The sequence below is a fragment of the Streptomyces sp. NPDC058308 genome (assembly GCF_042880275.1).
Lineage (GTDB): Bacteria > Actinomycetota > Actinomycetes > Streptomycetales > Streptomycetaceae > Streptomyces.
This window is the reverse complement of the sequence record NZ_JBHVZA010000003.1, coordinates 32,548-57,253: the sequence shown is the minus strand read 5'-3', so window position 1 is coordinate 57,253 and position 24,706 is coordinate 32,548. Positions and strand designations below refer to the sequence as shown.

Annotated in this window: 19 protein-coding genes; 12 read left to right on the top strand and 7 right to left on the bottom strand. The window is 71.3% G+C overall.

The genetic code is table 11. The features are described from left to right. The first annotated feature begins 64 nt into the window (after positions 1-64). From ACFVYL_RS05650 to ACFVYL_RS05640, 3 genes are all read left to right on the top strand, one after another. The gene (locus ACFVYL_RS05650) at positions 65-1,726 is read left to right on the top strand and encodes a glycosyltransferase (protein ID WP_389713093.1); all 1,662 of its coding nucleotides are present in this window, start codon (positions 65-67) and stop codon (positions 1,724-1,726) included. A gap of 74 nt (positions 1,727-1,800) precedes the next feature. Then, a complete protein-coding gene (galE, locus tag ACFVYL_RS05645; protein WP_389713091.1) occupies positions 1,801-2,811 on the top strand; it encodes a UDP-glucose 4-epimerase GalE in 1,011 nt (336 codons plus the stop codon). A 1,361-nt stretch (positions 2,812-4,172) separates the two neighbouring features. After that, a complete protein-coding gene (locus ACFVYL_RS05640) occupies positions 4,173-4,352 on the top strand; it encodes a hypothetical protein (RefSeq protein WP_389713090.1) in 180 nt (59 codons plus the stop codon). Between the two features lie 69 nt (positions 4,353-4,421). Here the strand turns inward: ACFVYL_RS05640 and ACFVYL_RS05635 are convergent, their stop codons facing one another. Continuing rightward, entirely contained in the window at positions 4,422-5,042 is a 621-nt protein-coding gene (locus tag ACFVYL_RS05635; RefSeq protein WP_389713088.1) for a TetR/AcrR family transcriptional regulator, read from the bottom strand. Between the two features lie 147 nt (positions 5,043-5,189). Here ACFVYL_RS05635 and ACFVYL_RS05630 point away from each other — a divergent pair, with 147 nt between their 5' ends. The 5 genes from ACFVYL_RS05630 to ACFVYL_RS05610 all read left to right on the top strand — a co-directional run bounded on the left by ACFVYL_RS05630 (position 5,190) and on the right by ACFVYL_RS05610 (position 14,565). After that, positions 5,190-6,140, top strand: coding sequence for an ABC transporter permease (locus ACFVYL_RS05630; protein WP_389713087.1), 951 nt, complete (start codon positions 5,190-5,192; stop codon positions 6,138-6,140). Continuing rightward, positions 6,133-6,930 (top strand): ABC transporter ATP-binding protein, encoded by a 798-nt coding sequence (locus ACFVYL_RS05625; RefSeq protein ID WP_389713085.1) that lies wholly within the window; start codon positions 6,133-6,135, stop codon positions 6,928-6,930. Before ACFVYL_RS05630 ends, ACFVYL_RS05625 begins: the two co-directional genes overlap by 8 nt. 98 nt (positions 6,931-7,028) lie before the next feature. Beyond that, positions 7,029-10,622 carry a CDP-glycerol glycerophosphotransferase family protein gene (locus ACFVYL_RS05620; protein ID WP_389713083.1) on the top strand — a complete coding sequence of 1,198 codons (3,594 nt, stop codon included), beginning with the start codon at positions 7,029-7,031 and terminating at the stop codon, positions 10,620-10,622. Next, positions 10,619-12,892, top strand: coding sequence for a CDP-glycerol glycerophosphotransferase family protein (locus ACFVYL_RS05615; RefSeq protein WP_389713081.1), 2,274 nt, complete (start codon positions 10,619-10,621; stop codon positions 12,890-12,892). Before ACFVYL_RS05620 ends, ACFVYL_RS05615 begins: the two co-directional genes overlap by 4 nt. Next, positions 12,889-14,565: a glycosyltransferase family 2 protein gene (locus ACFVYL_RS05610; protein WP_389713080.1), complete on the top strand. Its 1,677-nt coding sequence runs from the start codon at positions 12,889-12,891 to the stop codon at positions 14,563-14,565. The genes ACFVYL_RS05615 and ACFVYL_RS05610 overlap by 4 nt, the downstream gene beginning before the upstream one ends. Before the next feature lie 208 nt (positions 14,566-14,773). On the opposite strand, the gene ACFVYL_RS05605 is transcribed toward ACFVYL_RS05610, so the two are convergent. Further along, a complete protein-coding gene (locus ACFVYL_RS05605) occupies positions 14,774-15,178 on the bottom strand; it encodes an ATP-binding protein (RefSeq protein ID WP_389713078.1) in 405 nt (134 codons plus the stop codon). A gap of 155 nt (positions 15,179-15,333) precedes the next feature. Between ACFVYL_RS05605 and ACFVYL_RS05600 the strand changes: the two genes are divergently transcribed. The 3 genes from ACFVYL_RS05600 to ACFVYL_RS05590 all read left to right on the top strand — a co-directional run bounded on the left by ACFVYL_RS05600 (position 15,334) and on the right by ACFVYL_RS05590 (position 18,294). After that, positions 15,334-15,876, top strand: coding sequence for a GntR family transcriptional regulator (locus ACFVYL_RS05600; RefSeq protein WP_389713076.1), 543 nt, complete (start codon positions 15,334-15,336; stop codon positions 15,874-15,876). Further along, positions 15,873-16,652, top strand: a complete 780-nt coding sequence (locus ACFVYL_RS05595; RefSeq protein WP_389713074.1) for a GntR family transcriptional regulator — start codon at positions 15,873-15,875, stop codon at positions 16,650-16,652. The genes ACFVYL_RS05600 and ACFVYL_RS05595 overlap by 4 nt, the downstream gene beginning before the upstream one ends. A 184-nt stretch (positions 16,653-16,836) precedes the next feature. After that, entirely contained in the window at positions 16,837-18,294 is a 1,458-nt protein-coding gene (locus ACFVYL_RS05590) for a beta-propeller fold lactonase family protein (RefSeq protein WP_389713072.1), read from the top strand. A 12-nt stretch (positions 18,295-18,306) separates the two neighbouring features. Here the strand turns inward: ACFVYL_RS05590 and ACFVYL_RS05585 are convergent, their stop codons facing one another. Both ACFVYL_RS05585 and ACFVYL_RS05580 read right to left on the bottom strand, forming a co-directional pair. Next, the gene (locus ACFVYL_RS05585) at positions 18,307-18,996 is read right to left on the bottom strand and encodes a hypothetical protein (protein ID WP_389713070.1); all 690 of its coding nucleotides are present in this window, start codon (positions 18,994-18,996) and stop codon (positions 18,307-18,309) included. Positions 18,997-19,004: 8 nt separating this feature from the next. Next, positions 19,005-21,206 (bottom strand): glycoside hydrolase domain-containing protein, encoded by a 2,202-nt coding sequence (locus tag ACFVYL_RS05580; protein ID WP_389713068.1) that lies wholly within the window; start codon positions 21,204-21,206, stop codon positions 19,005-19,007. Between the two features lie 269 nt (positions 21,207-21,475). On the opposite strand from ACFVYL_RS05580, the gene ACFVYL_RS05575 reads away from it, so the two are divergent. Then, positions 21,476-21,859: a peptidase inhibitor family I36 protein gene (locus ACFVYL_RS05575; RefSeq protein ID WP_389713066.1), complete on the top strand. Its 384-nt coding sequence runs from the start codon at positions 21,476-21,478 to the stop codon at positions 21,857-21,859. A 13-nt stretch (positions 21,860-21,872) separates the two neighbouring features. Here the strand turns inward: ACFVYL_RS05575 and ACFVYL_RS05570 are convergent, their stop codons facing one another. The 3 genes from ACFVYL_RS05570 to ACFVYL_RS05560 are packed head-to-tail and all read right to left on the bottom strand — an operon-like array spanning position 21,873 to position 24,689. Then, the gene (locus tag ACFVYL_RS05570) at positions 21,873-23,363 is read right to left on the bottom strand and encodes a hypothetical protein (protein WP_389713065.1); all 1,491 of its coding nucleotides are present in this window, start codon (positions 23,361-23,363) and stop codon (positions 21,873-21,875) included. After that, positions 23,347-23,865, bottom strand: a complete 519-nt coding sequence (locus ACFVYL_RS05565) for a GtrA family protein (RefSeq protein WP_389713063.1) — start codon at positions 23,863-23,865, stop codon at positions 23,347-23,349. The genes ACFVYL_RS05570 and ACFVYL_RS05565 overlap by 17 nt, the downstream gene beginning before the upstream one ends. Further along, positions 23,862-24,689: a polyprenol monophosphomannose synthase gene (locus tag ACFVYL_RS05560; protein ID WP_389713061.1), complete on the bottom strand. Its 828-nt coding sequence runs from the start codon at positions 24,687-24,689 to the stop codon at positions 23,862-23,864. The genes ACFVYL_RS05565 and ACFVYL_RS05560 overlap by 4 nt, the downstream gene beginning before the upstream one ends. Positions 24,690-24,706 lie beyond the last annotated feature (17 nt).

The window sequence follows — 24,706 nt, the reverse complement described above, 5'->3', positions numbered from 1 at the left end:
GTATGCCCCGCCCGGCATAGCCCCCTTAATCGGATAATTACCAGAAGCCTCTAAAATTTCCTCTGTGGAACGCACCCTGCCTCAACCGCCCGCCCAGAATCAGGCCTCCCGCGCCGACCAGGTCTCCGTCGTCGTGATCGGCTACAACGACGCGGCCCACGTCGCCGACGCCGTGCGCTCCGCGCTCTCCCAGGGGCCCGCGGTCCGCGAGGTGATCGCCGTCGACGACTGCTCGACCGACGGCAGTGCCGACATCCTGGCCCGGCTCGCCGACGCCGACCCCCGCCTGCGGGTGATCCGCCGCACGGCCAACAGCGGCGGCTGCGGCACCCCGCGCAACGACGGGATCGACGCGGCCGCGGCGCCGTACGTGATGTTCCTCGACAGCGACGACGTGCTGCCGCCCGGCGCGACCGCCGCCCTGCTCGGCGCCGCACACCGGCACGGCGCGGAGGTCGCCGCGGGCCTGTGCGTGCGCCGCGAGCTGCCCTCGGGGCGCGAGGTGCCCTGGCAGCCCGAGCTCTACGCGAAGGCACGTCTCGTCGCCCGCCCGGAGCTGCGCACCCGCCTCGTCCACGACACGCTCTGCGTCAACAAGCTCTACCGCACGGCCTTCCTGCGCGAGCACGGCGTCCGCTTTCCCGAAGGCCGCTTCATCTACGAGGACTTCGTCTTCACCGCCCGCATGCTGGCCGCCGCGCCGCGCATCGCGCTCGTCCCCGACACCGTCTACGTGTGGCACGTGCGCCGCGCCGCCGCCAAACTGTCGATCTCCCTGGACCGCGCGGGCATCGCCAACTGGCAGGCCCGCATGGAGGCGCACCGCCAGTCCGTGGAGATCCTGCGGGACGCGCACGGCACCGGCGGCAAGCGGCTCGCACGGGCGGCCCGCGCCAAGTTTCTCGACCACGGCCTGCGCATGTACACGCGGGAACTCACCGCGCGCGGCACGGAGTACCAGCGCCAGTGGTGGGCCCTGACGCGCGCGTACCTGGCGACGTTCGACGACGCCGACCTCGAAGCGGCGCCCGCGCCAGGACGCGTCATCGCCCGCGTCCTGCTCGCCGCCGACGCGCCGCGCGACCTGACCCGCCTCAAGCAGGTGGCCGCCCGCCCCGCGCGCCTCGCGCCGCCCTACGCGCGCGCGGCCGACGCCACGCCCATCTGGGCCGAGGACCTCCCCCAGGTCACCCTGGAGCACCTGCTCGTACGGCCCGTGCGGCTGCTGCCCATCGCGGTCGACGGTGCGCTGCGCCCGGCCGCGGGCGGGACGCGGCTCACGCTGCGGCTGCGCGAACTGTACGGGCGCGTCGCGGACGCGGGCCCGGCCACCGTCGACGTCGAACTCGTCCACCGCCAGGGCCACCTGCCCGGACTGCGCCGGACGGCCGCGTTCCGTACCGAGAAGCCCGGGGAGACGTGGCTCGCCACCGTCCTGCTCGACCTCGGGTCGCTGGACGACGGCGTGTGGGACGTCCGACTGCGGCTCCACTTCGAGGACGGCACGACCCGCGACACGACCGCCAACGCCGTCGCCGGGCCGGGGCTGCTGCGTCGCACGGTGGTGCCCAGCAGGCGGCGCGGCGTGCTGCTCGTCCAGCCGTACGCCACGCAGGCGGGGAACCTCTCGGTGCGGCTCGCCCCCGGTGTGCGGGGCGTGGCCGGGGTCGCGAAGCGGCGCCTGACCCGCCTGCTGCGCTCCGTCCGGGGCACGGCAGGCCGCTGACGCGCCCCCGACACCGCCTCTGCGACACTGCACCTCCACGCATCACCCTCGCGACAAGACAGGACAAGCCGACCATGACCTGGCTGATCACCGGCGGCGCCGGATACATCGGAGCGCACGTCGTCCGCGCCATGACGGAGGCGGGCGAGCGGGCCGTGGTCTACGACGACCTGTCCACCGGCATCGCCGGGCGCGTCCCCGCCGGGGTGCCGCTGGTGGTCGGCTCGGTCCTCGACGGCGACCTGCTCACGCGCACCTTCGAGGAGCACGCGGTCACCGGCGTCGTGCACCTGGCGGGCAAGAAGCAGGTCGGCGAGTCCGTGGAGCGCCCGCTGCACTACTACCGCGAGAACGTGGAAGGCCTGCGCACCCTCCTGGACGCGGCGGTCGCGACGGGCGTCGCCCACATCGTCTTCTCCTCCTCCGCGTCCGTGTACGGCATGCCCGACGTCGACCTCGTCACCGAGGAGACGCCGTGCCTGCCGATGAGCCCGTACGGCGAGACGAAGCTGGCCGGCGAGTGGCTGGTCCGCGCGGCGGGGCGCGCCCACGGCCTGTCGACGGCGTCCCTGCGCTACTTCAACGTGGCGGGAGCGGCCGCCCCCGAGCTCGCCGACACCGGCGTCTTCAACCTCGTCCCGATGGTCTTCGAGAAGCTCACCGACGGCGCGGCCCCGCTCATCTTCGGCGCGGACTACCCCACCCCCGACGGCACGTGCGTACGCGACTACATCCACGTGGTCGACATCGCCGAGGCCCACGTGGCCACGGCCCGCAAACTGGCGTCCGCCGCTCCCGGCACGGACCTCACCCTCAACATCGGGCGCGGCGAGGGCGTTTCGGTCCGCGAGATGACGGACCTGATCAACGACGTCACGGGCTACACCACCCCCGCCGAGGTCACGGCCCGCCGCCCCGGCGACCCCGCCCGCGTGGTGGCATCCGCGACGCGTGTCGCCGAGGAACTCGGCTGGTCCGCCAAGCATGATGTGCGCGGCATGGTTGCGTCGGCTTGGGCGGGGTGGGTGCGGTTGCATCCGGGGGCGGGGGCGTCGGCGGGGACTTCGGTGGGCCGGGGACGTTGACGGTCACCGGGGCCGCCCGGTGTTGTGCGGAGTGTGGCGGTTCCGGGCCGGCAGTAAAGGGCGCTCCCTGCGGTCGCGTCGGCTGCGCCGATTCCGCTCCGCTCCACCCTTGACTCCCGTCCCTCCACCGCACGTTGACCTTTGACCCGGACGGCCAGGGGTGGGGCGGCGGGCTGGCCTAGGAGGGTCATCCCCTTTCACTGCCGGGTGCGGACCGGCCCATCGTGGGCAGACGTCACGGTTCGCGCCTCGGCCAGCCGCCCGGCCACGCCGCTCGGGCCATCCCCCTTCATCGCCGGGTGCGGACCGGCCCATCGTGGGCGGGTGCCACGGTCGCGGCTCGGCCAGCCCTACGGCCTCGCTGCTCGGGTCATCGGCTCTCGCTGCCGGGTGCGGTCCGGCCCATCGTCGGTGGCCGTCACCGTTGCGGCTCGGTCAGCCGCTCGGCTCATCGAGTCACATCTCCGGGGGGGGGACCGGGTATCAACTTTTTGAAAGTTGCGAAGGGGGTCGCCGTGCGCCCCCCAGGTCACGCCCCGCGCGCCCCCGCCCACCACGAGGTGTTGGGCGATCGGGCTCGCACAACTGGCGGCGCATGGAGCATGACGGGGGGCGCGCGACACACCCCTTCGCAACTTTGGAAAAGTTGATGACCCGGAGCCCGGGGTGCCAGTGCCTTGCGGCCGCGCACGGCGCACGGCGCATCCGCCATAACGGGGGGCGCGCGGCAGGTCCCTTCGCAACTTTCAAAAAGTTGATGACCCATGCCCCCCCGAGTGAAGGGTCCGTGGTCCGGTCCGGGTGCCTGCCGGCGCGCACCGACCGTGGCACCCGCCCACGATGGACCGATCCGCACCCGGCAGCGAAAGGTGATGACCCGAGCAGCGAGGCCGTACGGCTGGCCGAGCCGCGACCGGGGCACCCACCCACGATGGGCCGGTCCGCACCCGGCGATGAAGGGGGGTGGCCCGAGCGGCGAGGCCGCGCGGCTGGCCGAGGCGCAAACCGTGGCACCCGCCCACGATGGACCGGACCGCACCCGGCAGCGAAAGGTGATGACCCTCCCAGGCCAGCCCGCCGCCCCACCCCTGGCCGTCCGGGTCAAAGTCAACGTGCGGTGGAGGGACGGGAGTCAAGGGTGGAGCGAAGCGGAATCGGCGCAGCCGACGCGCAGCGCAGCGGAGCGCCCTTTACTCCCGGCCCGGAACCGCCACACTCCGCAAAAAACCGGGCGGCCCCGGCAACCATCAACGCCCCCGGCCCACCAACGTCTCCCCGCCCAAGCCCCATCCGCCCAAGCCAGGCAGACTTACCAACCGACCCGTAGATCAACTCGACGCCCGCCCAAAGGAAGACCTCGTATGAAGACCGCCACCCTCTGGCTCGTCCTCCTCGTCGCGCTCACCGTGAACATCGCCAGCATCTTCATCCCAGACAGCCTCCAGCAGGCCCTCATCAGCGTGCCGACGGGACTGATAGCCCTGGCGGCAGGCATCACGCTGGCCGTCAAGAAGCGGAAGCGTCGCGCGGGTGTCGTCTAGCCACGGTTCCGGCGGGCGGCGGAGCGGAGACCGGCGACCCGAAAGCCGCACTCACCGCACTCAACGCACTCACAGCGCCCGCAGACCCGCCGCCGTAGCCGCCGCGAGCCTCCCCACGTACCCCTTGGGAAGCTCCGCCCGCACCACTACGGACCGCCAGTAGAGCGGCCCGGAGACGAGGTCGAGGGCCAGGTCCTCGTCGGCTCCCTCCCGCATCTCGCCCCGCTCCACAGCGGCCCGCACGATGCCGCTCGCGACGCCGTACTGCCCCTCGCGCAGCGCCTTCTGCAGCGCCTGGGCGATCTCGGGGTTCCGCGCGGCCTCGGCCTGCAGATCGGGGACGACCTGGGAGGCGACGGGGTGGCGCAGGGCGCGCGAGGTCACCTCGTAGAGGAGGCGCAGGTCCCCCTCCAGGGAGCCGGTGTCCGGCGCCGGCAGACCCTGCACCGCTATCGCTGAGACCAGGTCGAGCACCAGGTGCAGCTTGGACCGCCAGCGGCGGTAGACGGCGGTCTTGCCGACGCCCGCGCGGCGGGCGATGCCCTCGATCGACATGCGCGCGTATCCCACGGAGGCGAGCTCTTCGAAGACGGCGGACCGGATGGCCTCGGTCACGTCCTCGCGGAGCACGGCGGCTCCGGCGGGGGCCCTGCGGCGCGGCTGTTCACCTGCTGGCCTGCTCGTCGTCATACGCACAGCATAAAGCGTGACGACGATACGGTTGCGTCCCGACGTGACGCGCCCTACTCTCGGCGTTGCGACGATACGGGTCCGTCCCGACGTAAACTGACGTTCCCGCCGTACGCGTCCCCGCTTCCCCTAGCGAAAGCAGCGGATGTGAGCCAGGCCCTCGACACACCGCCTCCCACGTCGCCCGCCCCGGCGACCCCCACGCCTGCCGGCGGCCCCGCGGCGCCGGCCCCCTCCGCCGCCGAGCTCGCCGCCCGGTACGGCCTGACCGTCAGCGGCGCCCGCCCCACCCTGCCCGCCTACGTCCGGCAGCTGTGGCAGCGCCGCCACTTCATCACCGCCTTCGCGACCGCCAAGCTGACGGCCCAGTACAGCCAGGCCAAGCTCGGCCAGGTCTGGCAGGTGATGACGCCGCTCCTGAACGCGGCGGTCTACTACTTCATCTTCGGCGTCCTGATGAACACCAAGCGCGACGTCGAGGACTACGTCCCCTTCCTCGTCACCGGCGTCTTCGTCTTCACCTTCACCCAGCAGTCCGTGATGGCGGGGACGCGCGCGATCTCCGGCAGCCTCGGCCTGGTCCGCGCCCTGCACTTCCCACGCGCCGCGCTGCCGATCTCGTACTGCCTGCAACAGCTCCAGCAGCTGCTGTTCTCCATGTGCGCGCTGCTCGTGATCCTGCTCTGCTTCGGTGTCCCGCCCACGGCGTCCTGGCTCCTGGTGGTGCCGGTCCTCACGCTGCAGTTCACGTTCAACACCGGCCTCGCGCTGGTCATGGCGCGGCTCGGCAGCAGGACGCCGGACATCGCGCAGCTGATGCCGTTCGTGCTGCGGACCTGGATGTACGTGTCCGGCGTGATGTGGAGCATCGAGGCCGTCCTCAAGGACCAGAACCTGCCGCACGCCGTCAAGGTCCTCCTGGAGTCCAACCCGGCCGCCGTCTACATCGACCTGATGCGGTTCGCGCTGATCGACAGCTTCCGGCGGGACCAGCTCCCGCACCACGTGTGGGCCTGGGCCCTGGGCTGGGCGCTGCTCGCCGGGATCGGCGGGTTCATCTACTTCTGGAAGGCAGAGGAGACGTACGGACGTGGCTGACCATGAGAAGGACATCGCCCCCACCGTCATCGTCGACCAGGTCGACATCGTCTACCGCGTGCACGGCGCGGGCGCCACGGCAGGACGAGGCAGCGCGACCGCCGCGCTCGGCCGCATCCTCAAGCGCGGCAAGGGCGAATCCGGCGGCGTGCGCAAGGTGCACGCCGTCAGGAACGTGTCGTTCACCGCGCACAAGGGCGAGGCCATCGGGCTGATCGGCACCAACGGCTCGGGCAAGTCGACCCTGCTCAAGGCCGTCGCCGGGCTGCTCCCCGTCGAGGGCGGCCGGATCTTCACCGACGGCCAGCCCTCGCTGCTCGGCGTGAACGCGGCGCTGATGAACGACCTGACCGGCGAGCGCAACGTCCTCCTCGGCGGCCTGGCGATGGGCATGTCCCGCGAGCAGGTCAGGGACCGCTACCAGGAGATCGTCGACTTCTCCGGGATCAACGACAAGGGCGACTTCATCACGCTGCCGATGCGCACCTACTCCTCGGGCATGTCGGCGCGGCTCCGCTTCTCCATCGGCTCCGCCAAGGACCACGACGTGCTCCTCATCGACGAGGCCCTGGCCACCGGCGACCGCTCCTTCCAGAAGCGCTCCGAGGCCCGCATCCGCGAGCTGCGCAAGCACGCGGGCACGGTTTTCCTGGTCAGCCACAACAACAAGTCGATCCGCGACACCTGCGACCGGGTGCTCTGGCTGGAACGCGGCGAGCTGCGGATGGACGGCCCCACGGCGGACGTCCTGAAGGAGTACGAGCGGTTCACGGGCGGCGGCACGGCGTAAACCCACCCTGTGCCCTGAGCCGTCGGGCCTATCCCTTTTGTCGCATCAATACGCGGATCCTTACACTATGGGAGCGTTTAGCAACAGAAGGAGTACGCGTGCAGCCACGGCTGAGTGTTGTCGTCCCCGTCTACAACGTCGAGCTCTACCTCGACGAGTGCCTGGAGTCCCTGGCCTCCCAGACGTTCCAGGACTTCGAAGTGATCATGGTCGACGACGGGTCGACGGACGGCAGCGCTGCCCTCGCCGAGGCCTTCGCGGCGGCCGACCCGCGCTTCCGTCTCATATCCCAGGAGAACAGAGGCCTGGGCGCGGCGCGCAACGCGGGGGTGCGGGAGATGTCCCCGGACAGCGAGTACCTCGCGTTCGTGGACAGCGACGACACCCTGCCCAGCACCGCGTACGCCCTGCTGATCGAGACGCTCGACGAGACCGGCTCGGACTTCGCGGCGGGCAACGTGACCCGCTTCCGCTCCGCCGGACACGTGCAGTCGCCCGTGCACCGCGTGCCCTTCGCGGCGACCCGGCTGCGCACCCACGTGTCGAAGTTCCGCCCGCTGCTGACCGACCGCACCGCGTGGAACAAGGTCTACCGCCGCTCCTTCTGGGAGAAGCACGGGCTCGCGTACCCGGAAGCCATGCTCTACGAGGACGCGCCCGTCAGCGTCCCCGCGCACTACCTCGCCGACTCCGTGGACGTCCTGAGCGAGCCGATCTACAACTGGCGCGAGCGGGAGATCGGCGAGCGGTCCATCACGCAGAACCGCACCAACCCGCAGGGTCTGATCGACCGCGTGAAGTCGATCCGCATGGTGCGCGAGTTCATGCTCGCCCACATCGACGACGACCCGGTGTACGCCGAGCACCTCAAGGTCTACGACCACAACGCGCTCGCCGAGGAGATCCCCCTCTTCTGGAAGGTGCTGCCCGGCTCGGACGCCGCCTACCAGGAGGCCTTCCTGGAGCACGTGGGCCGTCTTGTCCGTGAGATCGGCCAGGACGCGGTGCGCGCCCTGCACGTCCCGCACAAGCTGAAGCTGTACCTGACCGTGCACCGCCGCATGGACGAGCTGATCGGGCAGCTGGAGTTCGAGAAGGAGCACCCCGGCTCACTCCCCGTCACCGGGACGCTGCACCCGAAGGCCGACTACCCCTTCCTCGACCCCGCCGACCCCGTACCCGACGCGGTCCTCCGCCTCGACCAGGAGCTGCGGCTGCGCAGCCGCCTCGACGCGGCCGCCTGGCACGACGACAAACTGTGGCTGTCCGGCTGGGCGTTCGCCCGCCAGCTCGGCGCCGAGTCGCGGAGCAAGGCGCTGAAGTCGCTGATCCTGAAGGAGAAGGGCAGCCGCCGCACGGTCCTCGTGCCCGCGCGCAGCCACCTCGACCCCGAGGCGACGGTGGCCTCCGGCGCCGAGTTCCGGCACGCCGACTGGGCGGGCTTCGCCGCGGTGGTGAACCCCTCGCGCCTGCGCCACCGCGGCAAGTGGGTCGACGGTCTGTGGCGGGTACGGATAGCCGTGGCCGGCACCGGCGCCACGCCGCGGCGCGGGCCGCTGCACGGCGCGGGCACGGGCTCCGGCCAGACGCCGCCCGCGCACTGGGTCACCCAGGACGTCCGCGTCGCCCCGCAGATCCAGGACGGCGAGCTGGCCATCCGCGTGGAGACGGCGCACGCCCGCGCCCTGGAGGTCCGCACCGAGGGCCCCCACCTCCTCGTACGCGGCGTCCTGCGCACCGCCCCCGAGGGCGAGCCCCGCCTGCGCATGCGCCACCGCGAGTCCGGCACGATCCTCAGCGTCCCGCTGGACCTGGGCGCCCCGCAGGACGGCCGCGTCCCCTTCACGGTGCCGGTCGACACGGCGGCCCTGCGCGACGTCCGCGAGAACCACGAACGGCTCCGCCCGACCCAGGCGGAACGCTCGATCGCCCGCTGGGACATGTCGGTCGAGGTCGTCGACTCCACCGGCGCCGAGCCCACGTCGACCCGCCTCGCCCTGATCCTGGACGACCGCGAAGGATTCTCCGGCGCCCAGTTCGCGCAGGCGGACACCACGCGTACCGTCTACGCCCGGCGCAGCCCGGGCGGCTACCTCCAGCTCTGCGACCAGCCGGTCCAGCCTCTGGTCGACCGCGTCTCCGTGGCCCCCGACGGCACCGTGACCCTCACCGGCAGCTACCCGGCGCCCGGCGCCCACGCCCTGGACCTCGTGCTGCGCCAGACCTGGTCGGGCCACGAGTACACGTTCCCCGCGAAGGCGGTGGACGGCCGGTTCGAGGCGGCCTTCGTGCCCGCGCCCACCTACCGCTACGCCGGCGCCACCCCGCTGCGCGCAGGCTTCTGGTGGCCCTCCGTCCAGAAGCCGGACGGCTCCCGCACCGCCGTCCAGCTCGCCCCGCCCGTCCACGCGGACCTCCCCCTGGAGGTGAAGGCGCACGGCAAGCGCGTGGAGCTGCAGGCCCGCCAGTACGACCAGCTGGCGCTGATGGCCCACTCCGAGCTGCGCCCCGACGAGCGCAGCCGCTACCGCCAGACCCGGCTCCGCACGGAGACCTACCCGGCCGCCCGCCACGAGCCGCTGCGCGAGAGCGTCCTGTACGACGTCTTCGGCGGCCGCATGTACGGCGACTCGCCCCGCGCCATCCACGAGGAGATGGTCCGCCGCGCCCTGCCGGTCGACCACCTGTGGGTCGTCAAGGACGGCCAGTGCGAGGTCCCCGCCACCGCGAAGGCCGTCCGCGTGCACAGCCCCGAGTACTACGAGGCGATGGCCCGCTCCCGCTACATCGTCGGCAACACGCACTTCCCGCGCTGGCTGGAGCGGCGCGAGGGCCAGCAGATCATCCAGACCTGGCACGGCACCCCGCTCAAGCGCATCGGCTTCGACTTCGACAACGACCACTTCGCGAGCACCCAGTACCTCCAGGACCTGGACCGCGAGCGCCACCAGTGGACGATGCTGCTCTCCCCCAACCGGTTCAGCACGCCGATCATGCGCAGCGCCTTCCGGTTCGGCGGCGACGTGGACGGCGAACTCCTGGAGGCCGGCTACCCGCGCAACGACGTACTGCTCGCCCCCGACCGCGCCGAGCGCGCCGAGAAGGTGCGCCGCGCGCTCGGCCTGCCCGAGGGCAAGAAGGTCGTCCTGTACGCGCCGACGTGGCGCGAGGACAAGCAGCGCCACCGCGGCGGCTTCCTGCTCGACCTGCGCATCGACCTGGCGAAGGCGCGCGCCGAACTCGGCGAGGACCACGTGCTCCTCGTCCGGCCGCATGCGCACATCGTGGAGCCGGTGCCGGGCGCGGGCGACGGCTTCGTGTGGGACGTGGCGGGCTACCCGGACATCATGGACCTGCTCCTGATCGCCGACGTCCTGATCACCGACTACTCCTCGGTGATGTTCGACTTCGCCGTGACGGGCCGCCCGATGCTGTTCTTCACGTACGACCTGGAGCACTACCGTGACCGGCTGCGCGGCTTCTACTTCGACTTCGAGGAGCGCGCGCCGGGACCGCTGGTGCCGACGTCCGACGAGCTGATCGCCGCGCTGCGAGACCTCGACGCGACGAGCGAGCCGTACCGGGAGGCGTACGACGCGTTCCGCGCCGAGTTCTGCGACCTGGACGACGGCGAGGCCGCGCGCCGCGTCGTCGACCGGATGCTCGCCCACCGAGGGACGGCCACCGCATGACCACACAGGAGGGGGGCGCCACCGTGCCCGAGCAGAGTGAGAGCGCCGGACCCGAGGTGAGCGCCCGACCCGAGCTGAGCGTCGTCGTCCACGGCCGCAACGTCCAGGGCCACCTCGGCTCCTGCCTGGACGCCCTCGCCGCCCAGGCCTCGCCCGGCGTCGAGGTGATCGTCGCCGCGGTCGGCGCATCGGCGCAGGCCGCCGCCGCGGACCGCCCCGGCGTCACCGTCGTCCCGCTGCCCGAGGCGACCGGCGACGGCGCGGCCCGCGCCGCGGGCGCCGAGCGGGCGGGCGGGCGCTGGCTGCACTTCGTGCACAGCAAGGACAGCGTGCCGACGGGCGCCCCGCGCGCCGTCGCCGACCGCGTGGCCGACCTGCCGGACGGCGTGGACGTCCTCTGCGCCGACCACGTCCGCTCCACGTGGCGGCACCAGGGGATGCCGAGCCCGGACGGGAAGCACCTCGCCAAGCAGGGCCGCCGCGACCTGCCCCTCGCGGACTGCCCGAACCTCCTGAAGACCACGCCGCTGCTCGGCACCCGGGTGCTGCGGGCCGACTTCTGGCGGGCGCACCGCGCCGAACTGGCCGTCGACGACGAGACGTTCGCCGCGTACGCCGCGCTGCTCGCCGCCGACCGCGTCGCCGCGCTCGACCAAGTGGTCCTCAACGTAAGGGAGTTGCGCGCGGAGAGCCTCCCGCAGGGCGCTCCCGAGGAGCGGTACGGCGTCATCGACCGCTACGAGTCGCTGCTGCGGCTCGCCGCCGACCGGGGCCTGCCGACGGCGCCCCGCGCCGCGCTCTACGACGTGATGGTCGGCGACTGCCTGCGCGTCGTCGCCCGCGAGAAGCTGCCCGACGCGGTGCGCAGGGAGTTCTTCCACCGCGCGGCGCGGGCCGCCGTCGCCTGGCGCCCCGAGGGCCACCAGCACCCCGGCGGCCTCGAAGGCATGCGGCGCCGCATCCTCGAAGAGGACGCGTACACCAAGTACCGCACGTTCCAGACGGCCAACCAGCAGCGGCGCAAGCTCAGGTCGGCGGTCGTCTCGCGCAAGCACAAGGTGGGCCTGAAGGTGCGCGACCTGCGCTACCGCAGGGCTCTGGAGCGGCCCGTCGACCCCGGCCTCGCGGTCTTCACCGCCTACTGGGACCGGGGCGTGGCCTGCAACCCGGCGGCCATCGCAGCGAAGCTCGCCGAACTCGCCCCGCACATCCACCCGGTGTGGGTCGTCTCGGCGGCCAACGTGCCGCTGCTGCCGCCCGGCACCGACCACATCGTGCCCGGCACGCCCCGCTACTGGGAGGTGCTTGCGCGTGCCAAGTACCTGGTGAACAACGTCAACTTCCCCAACGCGGTCGTGAAGCGGCCCGACGCGATCCACCTCCAGACCCACCACGGCACGCCCCTGAAGCGCATGGGCCTGGACCAGCTCGACTACCCGGCCGCCTCCAAGGGACTCAACTTCCACAGCCTGCTCGCCCGCATCGACAAGTGGGACTACAGCGTCTCCGCGAACGGGCACTCCACCGAGATGTGGGAGCGCGCCTACCCCTCGCACTACACGTCCCTCGACTACGGCTATCCGCGCAACGACGTCTACTACAGCGCGAGCGCCGCCGACGTCCGCGCGATCCGGGAGCGGCTCGGCATCGCGCCGGGCAAGCGGGCCGTCCTCTACGCGCCCACCCACCGCGACTACGAGGCGGCCTGGACCCCGCGCCTGGACCTGGCCGCACTCGCCGACCGCCTCGGCGAGGACACGGTGCTCCTGGTCCGCGGCCACTACTTCTACGGCGGCGCGACCTCGCCGCTCGCGGGCCTGCGCAGGAGCGGCCGGGTCATCGACGTCTCCTCGTACGACCCGGTGGAGGAGCTGGCCCTCGCCGCGGACGCGCTGATCACGGACTACTCGTCGATCATGTTCGACTACGCCAACCTCGACCGCCCGATCGTCATCTACGCCGACGACTGGGAGACGTACGCGAAGACGCGCGGCGTCTACTTCGACCTGATGGACGAGGCGCCGGGCCGGGTGGCGCGCACGCAGGAGGAGCTGACCGAGCTCTTCACCTCCGGCGCATGGCGCGACGGGACGGCCGCCGAGGCGCGCCGCGCCTTCCGCCGGCGCTTCTGCGAGTACGACGACGGGCGCGCGGCCGAACGCGTCGTACGCCGCGTCTTCCTCGGCGAGAACGAGGACTCCCTGCCGCCCGTGACCCCGGTCGACGAGCGCACCCCGGCACCGACGCCCGAGGAGGCGACGACGCGATGACGCGGACACCCGACGTGACGGTCACGGTGATCGTCTACAACGACGCGGAGCGGCTGCCGCGCGCGGTCGCCTCGCTGCGCCGCCAGACGCACGCCGACATCGAGATCGTCATCAGCGACGACCACTCGACGGACAACACCCCCGAAGTGGCGCGGCGGTTGGCGGCCGAGGACGAGCGGATCACCTACCTACGCCTGCCGCGGAACAGCGGCGGCTGCAGCGCGCCGCGCAACCGCGCGATCGAGGTCGCCCGCGCCCCGTACCTGATGTTCCTGGACAGCGACGACGAACTCCCGGAGCGGGCGGTCGAGTTGCTGCTCGCCGCGCACCGCGAGCGAAACGTGGACTTCGTGATGGGCGCGGTGGAGCGGGTACGGGTCGACACGGGCCGCACCTCCACCTGGATGCCGCATCTGGTCGCGGAGCGCCGCACCGTGAACGGCATCGAGGCCGAGCCCGCCCTGTTCTTCGAGCACCTCTCGACGAGCAAGATGTACCGCCGCGAGTTCCTTGACCGCAACGACCTCCGCTTCCCCGAGGGTATCCACTACGAGGACCAGCTCTTCTCGGCGCAGGCGTACTGCCTCGCGCGCTCCTTCACGGTCATCCCCGACCCCGTCTACCGCTGGTACATAGCCCCTTACGAGGCGGCCGAGTCGGCGTCGATCTCCAACCAGCGCCACAAGCTGACCAACGTCCGCGACCGCATCCACGTCCAGCGCCTGATCGACACGTTCCTGACGTCGAGCGGCCACGCGGACGTGCGGGAGGCGAAGGACTACAAGTTCCTCAAGCACGACTTCCGCATGTACGCGGGTGACCTGCCGTTCCGCGACGAGGAGTGGCTGACGGGCTTCGCGGACATCGTCAACCCGTACCTCGCCGAACTCGCCCCCGGCGCGTACGCCCGCCTCCCGCGCGCCGAACGCGTCGTCCTCCAACTGGTCCGCGACCACCGCCTGGCGGAGGCGCAGCTCGCGGCGCGCGGCCTGGGCCACGGGGTGGCGCCGCGCGAGACGTCGGCGGACGCGGAGGGCCGCGTCTACTGGGGCGCGCGCGTCCCGGAGAGCCCCGCCGCCCGCACCGAACTGGACCTCACGGACCAAGGCCTGGACTCCCGCCCCTTCCCGAGCGCCCAGTTCCGCCACGAGATCACCCGGATCGACCCCGGTCCCGGCGCCTCGGTCGACCTCACCGTCCGCTCGTACGATCCGGGCCTGCGCCTGCCGGTGGGCCCCCAGATCGCCACGCTCCTCCTCGCCCCCGGCCGCCGCCGCATGAAGACCCCCTTCCGCCTGGACCCGGTCCGCCCCGGCGTCTTCGAGGGCACGGCCCGCCTGGACCTGACGCAGGCCCCCCTCCCCCTCAACGGCTTCGCGGGCACCCGCCACCCGGTCCTGCAACTCACCTCGGGCCAACTCCGCAACACGGCACTGTTGTTGGCCCCGCTCACCTTCCCCACGCTCACGGCCCGCGTCGACTACCGGGGCGGCGCGCTCCCCCACGAGGTCACGGTGGAACCGGAGGGCCGCGCCTCGGGCCGCCTCCAACTCCGCTGGACCCCGGTGGGCGTGACGTCCCGGGTCATCCGCCCCCTGGCCCGCAAGGCGGGCGCGAAGGCGGGCTCGCGCGTACGCCGGGCGGCCCGCCTGGCAGCAAGCCTGGCCCGCTGAACGGACGGGGCCACCCGGGGCGGCCACCTCCACGCCACACTCAAGGCGGCCGCCCCCTCCCCACCCACCCGCCCACCACGCCCCAGCCCGCACCTCAGCCGCCGGACCGCAACGCATGCCCGCCACGGCCCACACATCCGCCACCACCACACGCCCGCCACCCGCAGAGTCCCGCCCTTCCCCACCCACCACCCCCTCCCGGCGCCGCTCACCCGCATCCCGCGCCGCCAGAGCCGACCTTGAAGACCAACCACACGGTCTTGCCCGGGACGTGCGTGGTGACACCGAACTCGTCCCCCAGGGCCCCCGCCAGAAGAAGCCCTCGGCCTCCCTCCCCCTCCGCCTCCTGGTGGGGCACCTCCGGACAGCCACCGCCGCTGTCACGCACCTCGATGCGGACGAGCAGCCCATCATTGACGAGCCGCAGGCAGAATTCGCGCCCTGCCGGGACGCCATGAAGTACCGCGTTGGTGGCGAGTTCGGAAACGCAGACCCGTATGTCGTTCAGCCGATCGGCCACTCCCCACCCGGTCAGGGTCTCGACGGCGAAGTTACGCGCAGCACCCACGGATCTGGGATCGCGGGGAAATCGTCGTTGTTGCGTCAGGGGCACGGTGGACCACCGCCTTGTTCCTGGGCTGTACGATCACGAGGACCGTATCGCTATTCACGAAAAGCGGCAAGGCCAGGCCAAGGCGCCTACGGCGCATGGTTCGCTTAATGTGTAAAGCGGCAAGGTCGCCGCCGCCGACCCCGCAGGAGGACACCGTGAGCGACAGCACGTGGGTCAGCACCTCTGTGCCGTACTTGAAGCCCCGAGCGGAAGGGCAGTCCGACGCCTGGGGCGAAGAAGCCGCTGCCCGGGGCGGCAAGGGCGGCCAGCGCATCACGCACGCAGGTGAGGTGAGCGCACCGGTCGACGTAGCCGGTCTGCTCGGCGTCACCGCCGGGGAGACAGTCGTCGTGCGCCGCCGCATCATCGAACTCGACGGTGAGCCGTGCGAGTTGACGGACACCTACTACCCCGTGGGGATCGCCCGCGGGACCCGTCTCGCCGGGACGGGGAAGATCCGCGGCGGAGCGGTGACCTTGCTGGCCGAGCTCGGTCACGTCGGCGTCCGCGTCCGCGAGGACGTGACCGCCCGTATGCCCGACACCGAAGAGCGCGAGGCCCTGTGCCTGGCCACGAACCAACCGGTGATCCGGCTGAACAGGGTCACCCTGGATCGCGACGACCAGCCGATCCAGGTCGACATGATGGTCATGCCCGCCCATCGGCAGCAGCTGCGCTACGAGATCAGGATCGGATGACAGTGCCCGAATTCGACAACAGCACGGCCGACCGCCGCTCCCTGCACGAACGGATCGCCGCCGATCTCAGGGACGAGATCATGAGCGGCGACCTCGCACCGGGGGCGAATCTCCCTTCCACGAACCAGCTGAAGGAGCGGTTCGCCGCGTCCAACGCCACCATCCAGAAGGCGGTCCAACGCCTCAAGGAAGAGCGGCTCGTCGTCGGACGGGCCGGGGCCGCCGTCACCGTGCGCGAGCACCGCCAGCGGACCATGCACCCCGCTTCGTACATGACACCGGCCCCGCAAGGTGAGCCCTATCGCTGGCTCACCGAGGCCACGAGGCACGGAACAGTCGCGCACAGCACCCTGCTGGAGGTCGCGGAAGTCCGCCCTCCAGCAGACGTCTCGGCAGCCCTGAACCTCTCCACGGGCGAGACCGCGCTGCTCCGGCAGCAGATCCTCACCATCGACGACGAACCCGTCGAACTGGTCAATTCCTACTACCCGTTGGCCATCGCCCGGTCCACCGCCATCATGGAGAAGCGCAAAATCAAGGGTGGTACCCCGGCCCTCCTCGCCGAACTGGGCTTCCCGCCACGCCTGAGCGTGGACCGGGTGTCCGCGCGAGTCCCGACCCAGGAACAGTTCCAGGCCTTGAGACTCCCCAGCGACCTCCCCGTACTACGCACCCTGCGCATCGTCCACAGCGATGACGACCTGCCGATCGAAGTCACCGTCATGGTCAAAGCGGGTCATCTCTACGAGCTGCAGTACGAGTTCACGCCGGAGTGAGTGCACGTCGGCGTGACGGGCCGATGGCCCGACGGCCTCCACGGTGTCAAGTGGTCGTCTGGCCATCTTCTGACCTCATTCGGACAACAGTGAACTTTCGGCCCCCGAGTAGTTGAGGGAGCGAGAAGATTCCCGGGCTGCCGCCGGGCGTCGCCCGCGCGCATCCGCCGAAGGGGGAAGTCCCATGACACCTGCACCCTCCAGACCCGCGAGACGCTTGAGGGCGGACCGGTCGTCCGCCGTCTGGGGGCGGCGGCTGACCTCGCTGGCCGCCGGTGGCACTCTGGCGCTGACGGGCATGGTGGCCCTTCCCGCACAGGCCGCACCGGCACAGGCCGCGCCCACGCCGGCCGCCGCCGGACCGGCCGCCTTCGTGGCCAACTTCCACGGCGACACCGTCTCCGTGGTCGACCCGAGCACGAACACCGTCACTGACAGCATCACCGTCGGCAACAGTCCCGTCGGCGTGGCGGTCGCCCCCACCGGCGCGCACGCCTACGTGACCAATTTCGACGAGGCCACCGTCTCGGCGATCGACACGGACACCCACGCGGTCACCGCGACCATCCCCGTCGGCAGCAATCCCCTCAACGTGGCCGTCACCCCGTCCGGCAACCGCGCGTACGTCGCGAACAGCGGCGGGGACACCGTCTCGGTCATCGACACCGCGACCAAGGCGGTCAGCGCCACCGTCCAGGTCGGGAACTCCCCGAACGGCGTGGCGATATCCCCGTCGGGCACCACCGTCTACGTGACCAACAACAACGGGAACTCCGTCTCGGTCATCGACACCGCGAGCAACACGGTCACCGGCACCGTCCCGGTCGGGGCCTCCCCCGCCGGCGTGGCGGTCAGCCCGTCCGGGGCCGTCGCCTACGTCGCCAACAACGGCGGGACCACGGTCTCGGTCATCAGCACCGCGACCAACACGGTCAGCGCCACCATCCCGGTCGGCACCTCGCCGAACAGCGTCACCTTCGGTCCCTCGGGCACCCGGGCCTACGTCGCCGACCGAGGCAGTGACGACGTGAAGGTGATCGACACGGCGACCAGGACCGTGACGGCGACCGTCCCCGTCGGCGACAGCCCGGCCAGGGTCGAGGCCGACCCGTCCGGCACCGCCGTCTACGCCGCCAATGTGAACGACGGCACCGTCTCGGTGATCGACACCGGGACCAGCGCCGTCACCGCCACGATCGGCGGGTTCACCGGCCCGTACGGCCTGGCGTTCACCGGTGCGCCGACGACCGCGCAAGCGGACATCGACGTCGACCTCACCGCCACACCGCGCCTGAGCCTCCTGGTGCCCTACCTGTCCTACACCCTCACCGCCCACAACACCGGCCCCGCGGCCGTCAGTTCCGCTACCCTCACCGCGAAGCTCCCGCAGGGCGCCAGAGCCACCAACCTCGCCGCCGGATGCACCACCGCCAACTCCACGGTGACGTGCACCTACGGAGCCATCGCCGACAACGCGAGCGTGCACAAGACCTTCCGCGTCCCGCTGAGCCTGCTGACCCTCGGCCCGGTCAAGGTCACGGGCGAACGCACCGCCTCCGCCCCCACCGACTCCAACCCCACGAACGACACGGCATCGGTGACCTGCACAGCAGTCTCGATCATCCTGGTGACCTGCCCCTGACCCGGGCCGCCCTCAAGACCCCACGACCCGCGTACCCGCCCCCGCCCCCGGCACATCGGCCCACCCGTGGATGCGTCGGGCCACGTGTCGCAAGCGGGGGTCCGAGGGAGGTACCGCGATGTGGAAGTGGGATTCGTCCGGGGTCTGGAACGTTCCGCCCCAGGCCACCACTCCTCGGCACTCCGCCAGGATGTCGCGGACGACGGCGACGTGGTGCTCGATGAGGCCGCCCCTGGCTCCCGGCGGGTACCAGCCGGGGCGGATCGCGAGCGCCGTGCCCGAGGAATGGTTGGTCGCGTAGCCCCGCGGCGCGCGGGACGGCGGGATGAAGCCCATCACCTCGTCCGGCCGCAACGAGTCGATCTCGTAGTGGTAGCGGCGTACGACGTGAACCAGGACGGTCGACACGTCGCCCAGGCGCAGGGGCACCGAGAGCGGGCTGCCGGGTACCGGCCGCGTCCAGATGGCGCCGCCGCGGTCGGCGCCTTCCTCGACGGGCCAGCCGTTCTCGCTGAGCCGGCCCTTGCCGGGTCGGCCGCCGGGGCGGGTGGGAGTGTCGGCCGGCCCGGTGTCGGACGGGGGCACACGTGCCGGGAGCGCCGTCGCGGGGAGCGCCGTCGCAGGGAAGCCCGCCGTCGCTGCGCAAGCGGCGCCGGCCCGCAGGATCGAACGTCGCGGCATGTCCGCGGAAGCAGAAGGCATGGTCACCATCACTGACCTCGCAGCGGCGCGTGGTACTTCTCGAAGACCCGGTAGAGCCCGAGCAGCGCGGTGCCGTACCCCTGCGCGCTCTCGTTGGTTCCGTTGTAGCGGGCGAGCGCGCGCCTGCTGTCCTCCTCGCCGGTGTCGAGGCCGGGGCGCTCGGCTCCGATCTCGTGGGCGCCCTCGATGAGGACCAGCGGAACGGTGGTCATGTTGTAGGCCGTGTCCTTGAAGAGCGGCTGCCAGACGGCCCAGAGGTCGCTCTCTTTGGTCGCGTCCATGAGGCTCCCGCCGATCAGCTCCTGCCGGATGGCGTGGTTGCGTGCGCGGATCGCCGTGGCCGCGAAGATCTGGCCGAGCCCGGTGCTGCAGTCGTTCTTCTTGCTCGGCCCGCCTTTGTAATGGTTGATGACGAGCTCTTCCGCCACTACGTCACCGGAATTGTAGGCCCGCATTTCCCACATCAGCGGGCACTGGATCAGCGCTTTGCGCATCCGCAGGTTCCGGGCGAGCCTGGTGATGAGCCAGTCGTAGTCGATGAGGATGTCGAAGCATTCCGTCGTCGTCCGGACGCTGAACGCCAGGCCGCCGGCGCCGCCCTTTTCGGGAACCTTCATCACATTGACGAAGTACGACTGGACGTCCACCAGCATCGCGTTCCGCTGAGCCTTGTCGAAGCTGACGTCCAGGCCGTCCGATGACTGCTCGATGTCGTAGCTGTCCTGACCGTTGTCGCGTCCGGAGACGATGTTGTTGTCGATCTCGATGCGGCCGCTGCCGGAGCCGGTCTCGATGGTGGAGATCTGGTCGAAGGCCCAGTCCTCCGGCAGCGGATAGCCGAGATTCCCCGAGAATCCGGTCGACATGCCGCTGACGAAACTCGCCGAGGTGTAACCGGCCGCGTGGACGCGGCCGCACACATTACGGGGGCCGTAGATACCGACCTGGTATCCGGGGCCGTGCTCACTCATCGTGTCCCTGACCGCGCGGAAATACGGCAGAATCCGTTCCGTCACCTGGTGGTCGAGTGCGTCGAAGTCGACGGCGAAGTAGATGCGGGTGCCCGCCATGTAGCCGTAACGACGTGCCCGTTCGACGGCGTGCAGGGCGTCGGCGATTCCGGCTCCCCTGCTGAAATAGCTCGCCTCGCCGCCGTTGGTCTGGTAGATCGGGAACGTCCGCAGCCCGTTCGCGGCCATGACTCCCAATTCGCCCGGCTGGATCTGCTTGTCGAGCGTCGAACCCGCATAGTTCGCCAGGTAGCGCCCCACGATCCGGTAACCGGCGTTCCTGAGGGCCTGCGCCCGTGCGGCCGTGACCTCGGTGACGCAGTCGCACGCGGTTCCTTTGCGCTCGTGGTCCCCGGTGGAGACGAGCAGGGAGGCCCAGGTCGGGAAGTCTCCCCGCCCGTTCACGGGAAGCTTCACGAAGTTCTGGAACTCTCTGACCCGGTCGCCGAACAGGGCATCGAACCGGTCGGTGAAGGACACTCCGGCACGCCGGTTGAAGATCATGGCCGCACTGAACAGGCTCACCCAGGTGCCCACCGAGCCCTGCGCCACCGAATTGTTCCTCAGTGCGTCCCGAGTGGCGGGGCCGAACGCCCCGGTCGCGACCTCGTCACTCATCCCCATCTCGAATTGCAGGGCGTAGATCAGCGCCTTCTGTACGTCCCTGGAGAAATTGCCGTCACAGGGAATGATGAAGAAGTTCTGGCGCCCCACGTACCTGCTGTTGAGCCACTGCTGAATGGTGCGGATCTGCTCGGTGCCACCGGGCACCACGGTGTACGCGTCCATCGTGAGCAGCGCCTTGAGCACCTTCGGCGTGACCCCGTCGCCGGGGTACACGGCGCTCACCCCCATGTTCTGCTTCACCCGGGTCACGGACGCCGCCACCCGTGGGTTGTAGGTGCCCTCGATGTCACCGCCGTCGTAACCCTTGCAGTACAGGGCGGACTGCACGACCCGGTAGATGGCCTCGTGCCGGGTGTTCGCGTCGATGACCGGGAACCGTGACCGCAGGGCGGCGAGCGTGGCGCGGCCGAAGCTGTCGGAGAGCGGAGTGAGCCCCAGCTCGTGCTGGAGGACGCGAGTGAGCGCGTACATGACCGCCCAGCTGGTCCTGCCGTTCTCCTCGACATCCGGGATGCCGTCGACGCCGTAGCTGTTGATGAACATCTGCGCCTTCAGGACCATGTCGTCGGCCATCCGCGCCCCTTCCGTGTGCCCGCGCCTGCGACTGCCCGCGCCCGCGGCAGATCGCTCCTGCGGCAGATCGCTCCTGCGGCAGATCGTCCTCCGGTGTTCCGCCTTCGGGCGGTTGGTCCGGCGTGAAGACACTCAAACGGTCGTACGGCGGGCGGGGGCGGCGCGGCGACGTCAGCGTCAGCGTCAGCCCCGTGTTCCCCCCGTTCCCCCGTCCCCCCGCACGGGTGGTTTGCCGCTTCGGGGAGCGAGCCGTAGGGAAAGGCTGCGGCATGCGCCTCCGCAATCTCTCACTCGCTCTGATCCTCGCCGCAGTATCAGCCGTTCTGCCCATGGCCTCGCCGGCCCAGTCCGCTGCCGCCGGCTTCGGACGCTGTCCGGGTGGCAGCTACTGCCTCTTCGAAGCCCCGGACGGAAACGGCCGCATGGTCGCCTTCCGCACCGGAAGCCCGGATCTGCGCCAGCAGAACCTGGACAACACGGCGTCTTCGTACGCCAACAACAGCGGCGTGCTGTGGTGCGTCTTCGACGACTACCGGTACGGCCAAGCGCACATTTCCCACGGGGCGCTCAACGGCCAGCGGGGGAACTTCGGCGAGATCGACGACCTCGCCAGTTCCACGCGGGGAGGGAACCTGCAGACCGGCTGCGGCTGAGCCACGGCCGAGGTCAGCCCCGCACCTCGTACAGCACCTGCCCCTTGGGCCCGGTCCACGCCCGGTGGAGGGCGGGGTCGTCCGGGCGCAGGCCGCCGTCGCCCGGGTACTGGACGATCCAGCGCACCCCGTAGCGGCGCAGGACGGCGAGGCGATCGGCGCGGGAGCCGCCGGGGGCGAAATAGTCCCGCACCGCGGCCACCCGCTCCTCCTGGTCCGGCAGGAAGAAGTCCGGGTAGCCGGGGGCCACCGTGTAGGGGCCGTACGCGGGGATCTGGCGGGCGGGGAAGGTCTTGGCCAGGACCACGTCGCCGTACCGGACCTTCGGCGTGAGCCAGTGGTAACCCGGCCATGGGGCACGGTACTTCGCCGCGACCCTGGCCGGCAGCGCGTCACGCGGCACCACGTACCCCAGCGTGCCCGCCTGCGTCCACGCGCCGAGGAGCAGCGCCGCGCCGAGGGTTCCGGCGAAGGCCCGGCGTACCCCCGCGCACCCGGCCTCGACGACCTCCAGGGCCACTGCCACCTGCGCCGGGATCAGCGCCGCGGGCAGCACGCGGCCCCACGAGTAGTGGCCGGTCAGGCCGCCCGCCGCGAACATCGCGGCGCCGAGGGCGAAGAAGAGCACCAGCGGGTCCCGGTGGTCCCGGCGCCAGCGCAGCGCCAGGGCCACGACGCCCAGCAGCAGGGCCAGACCGAAGTGCGACAGCAGGTGCCGGTAGAGGGAGCGGTGGATCTCCTCCAGGTCACCCACGCCGAGCAGGCCGAAGAAGGAGTAGTACGGCCAGGCCACCAGGATGAGGAGCCCCAGCGCGAGGCCCCCCGCGAGCCGGAGCAGCACCGCCCGGGTGGGCCACGGCCGCGCGCCGAGGACCATCGCGAGCGCGCCGAACGACGCGACCACGCCCGTGAATTGGTGACTGAGCAGGATCACCGACCAGAGCGCACCCAGCCCGAGGGGGAAGAGCCATCCCGTCCCGCCGTCGCGCAGGGACGTGCGCACCAGCGCCCAGAAGTGGAAGGAGAGCCCGAGCGCGAACGTGCTCGGGTACGAGACCGTCAGGGCAAGGGAGTTGAGGCCGAGGAAGCCGCTCCAGTTGAAGAGCCGCGGGCCCCAGAGCAGGAGCAGGCAGAGCAGGGCGAGGGGCGGTGCGGCCCGCCGGGCGCTGAAGGTGCGCACGAGACGCACGACACCCGTCGCGAGCAGGCCGAGCCCGACCAGCGCCGCCACCCGCAGCACCACGAACGTGCCGAGCCCGGTGACCTTGGCCAGGCAGCCGAGCAGCAGCATCCACGGGGAGTAGTACGGGCTGGGGGTGTCGGCGTCGACCAGCGGGTTGCCCGGGTCGGTCAGGTCGTGGCGCAGGCGCTCGACCGTCGCCGCGTGAATGCCGAGGTCGCCCGCCCAGGGCAGGCGGACGATCACGAGGAGGAGCAGGACGAGGGCGAGCGCTGCCGCCGCCCACACGGCCCGCCGTATGACCCCTTTACCGGCGACGCGCATCGTGCTGGAAGACCCACGTCCGGTAGACCAGGAAACGGAACGCCGAGGCGAGGACGATCGACAGGGCCTTGGCGATGTTGGAGCCGAGCGGCCCGCTCATGTCCGCGCCCTGGTACGCCGCGTAGAACAGGACGCTCTCCATCGCCACGCCGATGCCGCTGAACGCGAAGAAGAGGGCGATCTGGCGCTTCGTGCGCGAGGCGCGGTCCCGGTAGGCGAAGAAGCGGAAGCCCAGGTAGTTGGTGCCCATGGCGACACAGCTGGCCAGCACCGTCGCCGTCATCGGGCCGGAGGACAGGCCGTGCAGGAGGAGGTTGAAGACGACGAGGTTCACGGCGACGCCGCTGCCGCCGACGACGCCGAACTTCACGACCTCCAGGGCCAGCCTGCGCAGCCGGGCGAGGGGGAGCCCGCGTGCGGGGCCGGGCGTCTCCGGAGCCGGCGCCTGCGCGGGGACGGGCGGCGCGACCTGCGGCGCCTCGTGCAACGTGGGAGTGCTCATCCGCGTACCTCCGCACCACCGCGGCCGCGCGTTCTCGCGTCCAGCCGGAGCTTCCACGGCATGACGACCGACTCCAGCTGCACCATCAGGCTCATCTTCGACTCGCCGACCGTGCGGTCCTCGAAGTGGATCGGCACCTCCATGACGCCGAAGCCGCGGCGCAGCGCGCGGTACTTCATCTCGACCTGGAAGCTGTAGCCCGCACTGTCGACGGATGCCAGGTCGATGGCGCGCAGGGCGTCGGCGCGCCACAGGTTGAAGCCGCCGGTGATGTCGGTGACGCGGGTGCCGAGGATGGTGCCCGCGTAGGCGTTGGCCCAGCGGGAGAGCAGTTTGCGGTGGGCGCCCCACGCGTCGGAGAGCGTGCCGCCCTGGACGTACCGGCTGCCGATGACGACGCCCGCGTCGGTGGCGAGGGCGACGCCGAGCAGTTCGGCGGCCTTCTCCACGGGGTGGCTGCCGTCGGCGTCCATCTGCAGGACGTAGTGCGCGCCCTCGGCGACGGCTCGCGCCATGCCGGCCGCGTAGGCCCGCCCGAGGCCGTCCTTCTCGGTGCGGTGCAGGACGCTCATGCGGGCGCTGCCGTACCGCTCGGCGAAGCGTTCGGCGATGTCGCCGGTGCCGTCGGGGCTTGAGTCGTCGACGACCAGGAGACGCAGGCCGGGCAGCGGGAGCGCCATCAGGGCCTCGGCCATGCCGGGCAGGTTGCCCGCTTCGTTGTACGTGGGCATGACGACGGTCAGCGGGGTCGCGGCCCAGGCTTCGGGCAGCCGGGCGGCAAGGCTTTCGGAGAGGTTCTCCGACATGTCCTGGTTCTCCGACATGTCTTGGTTCTCCGACC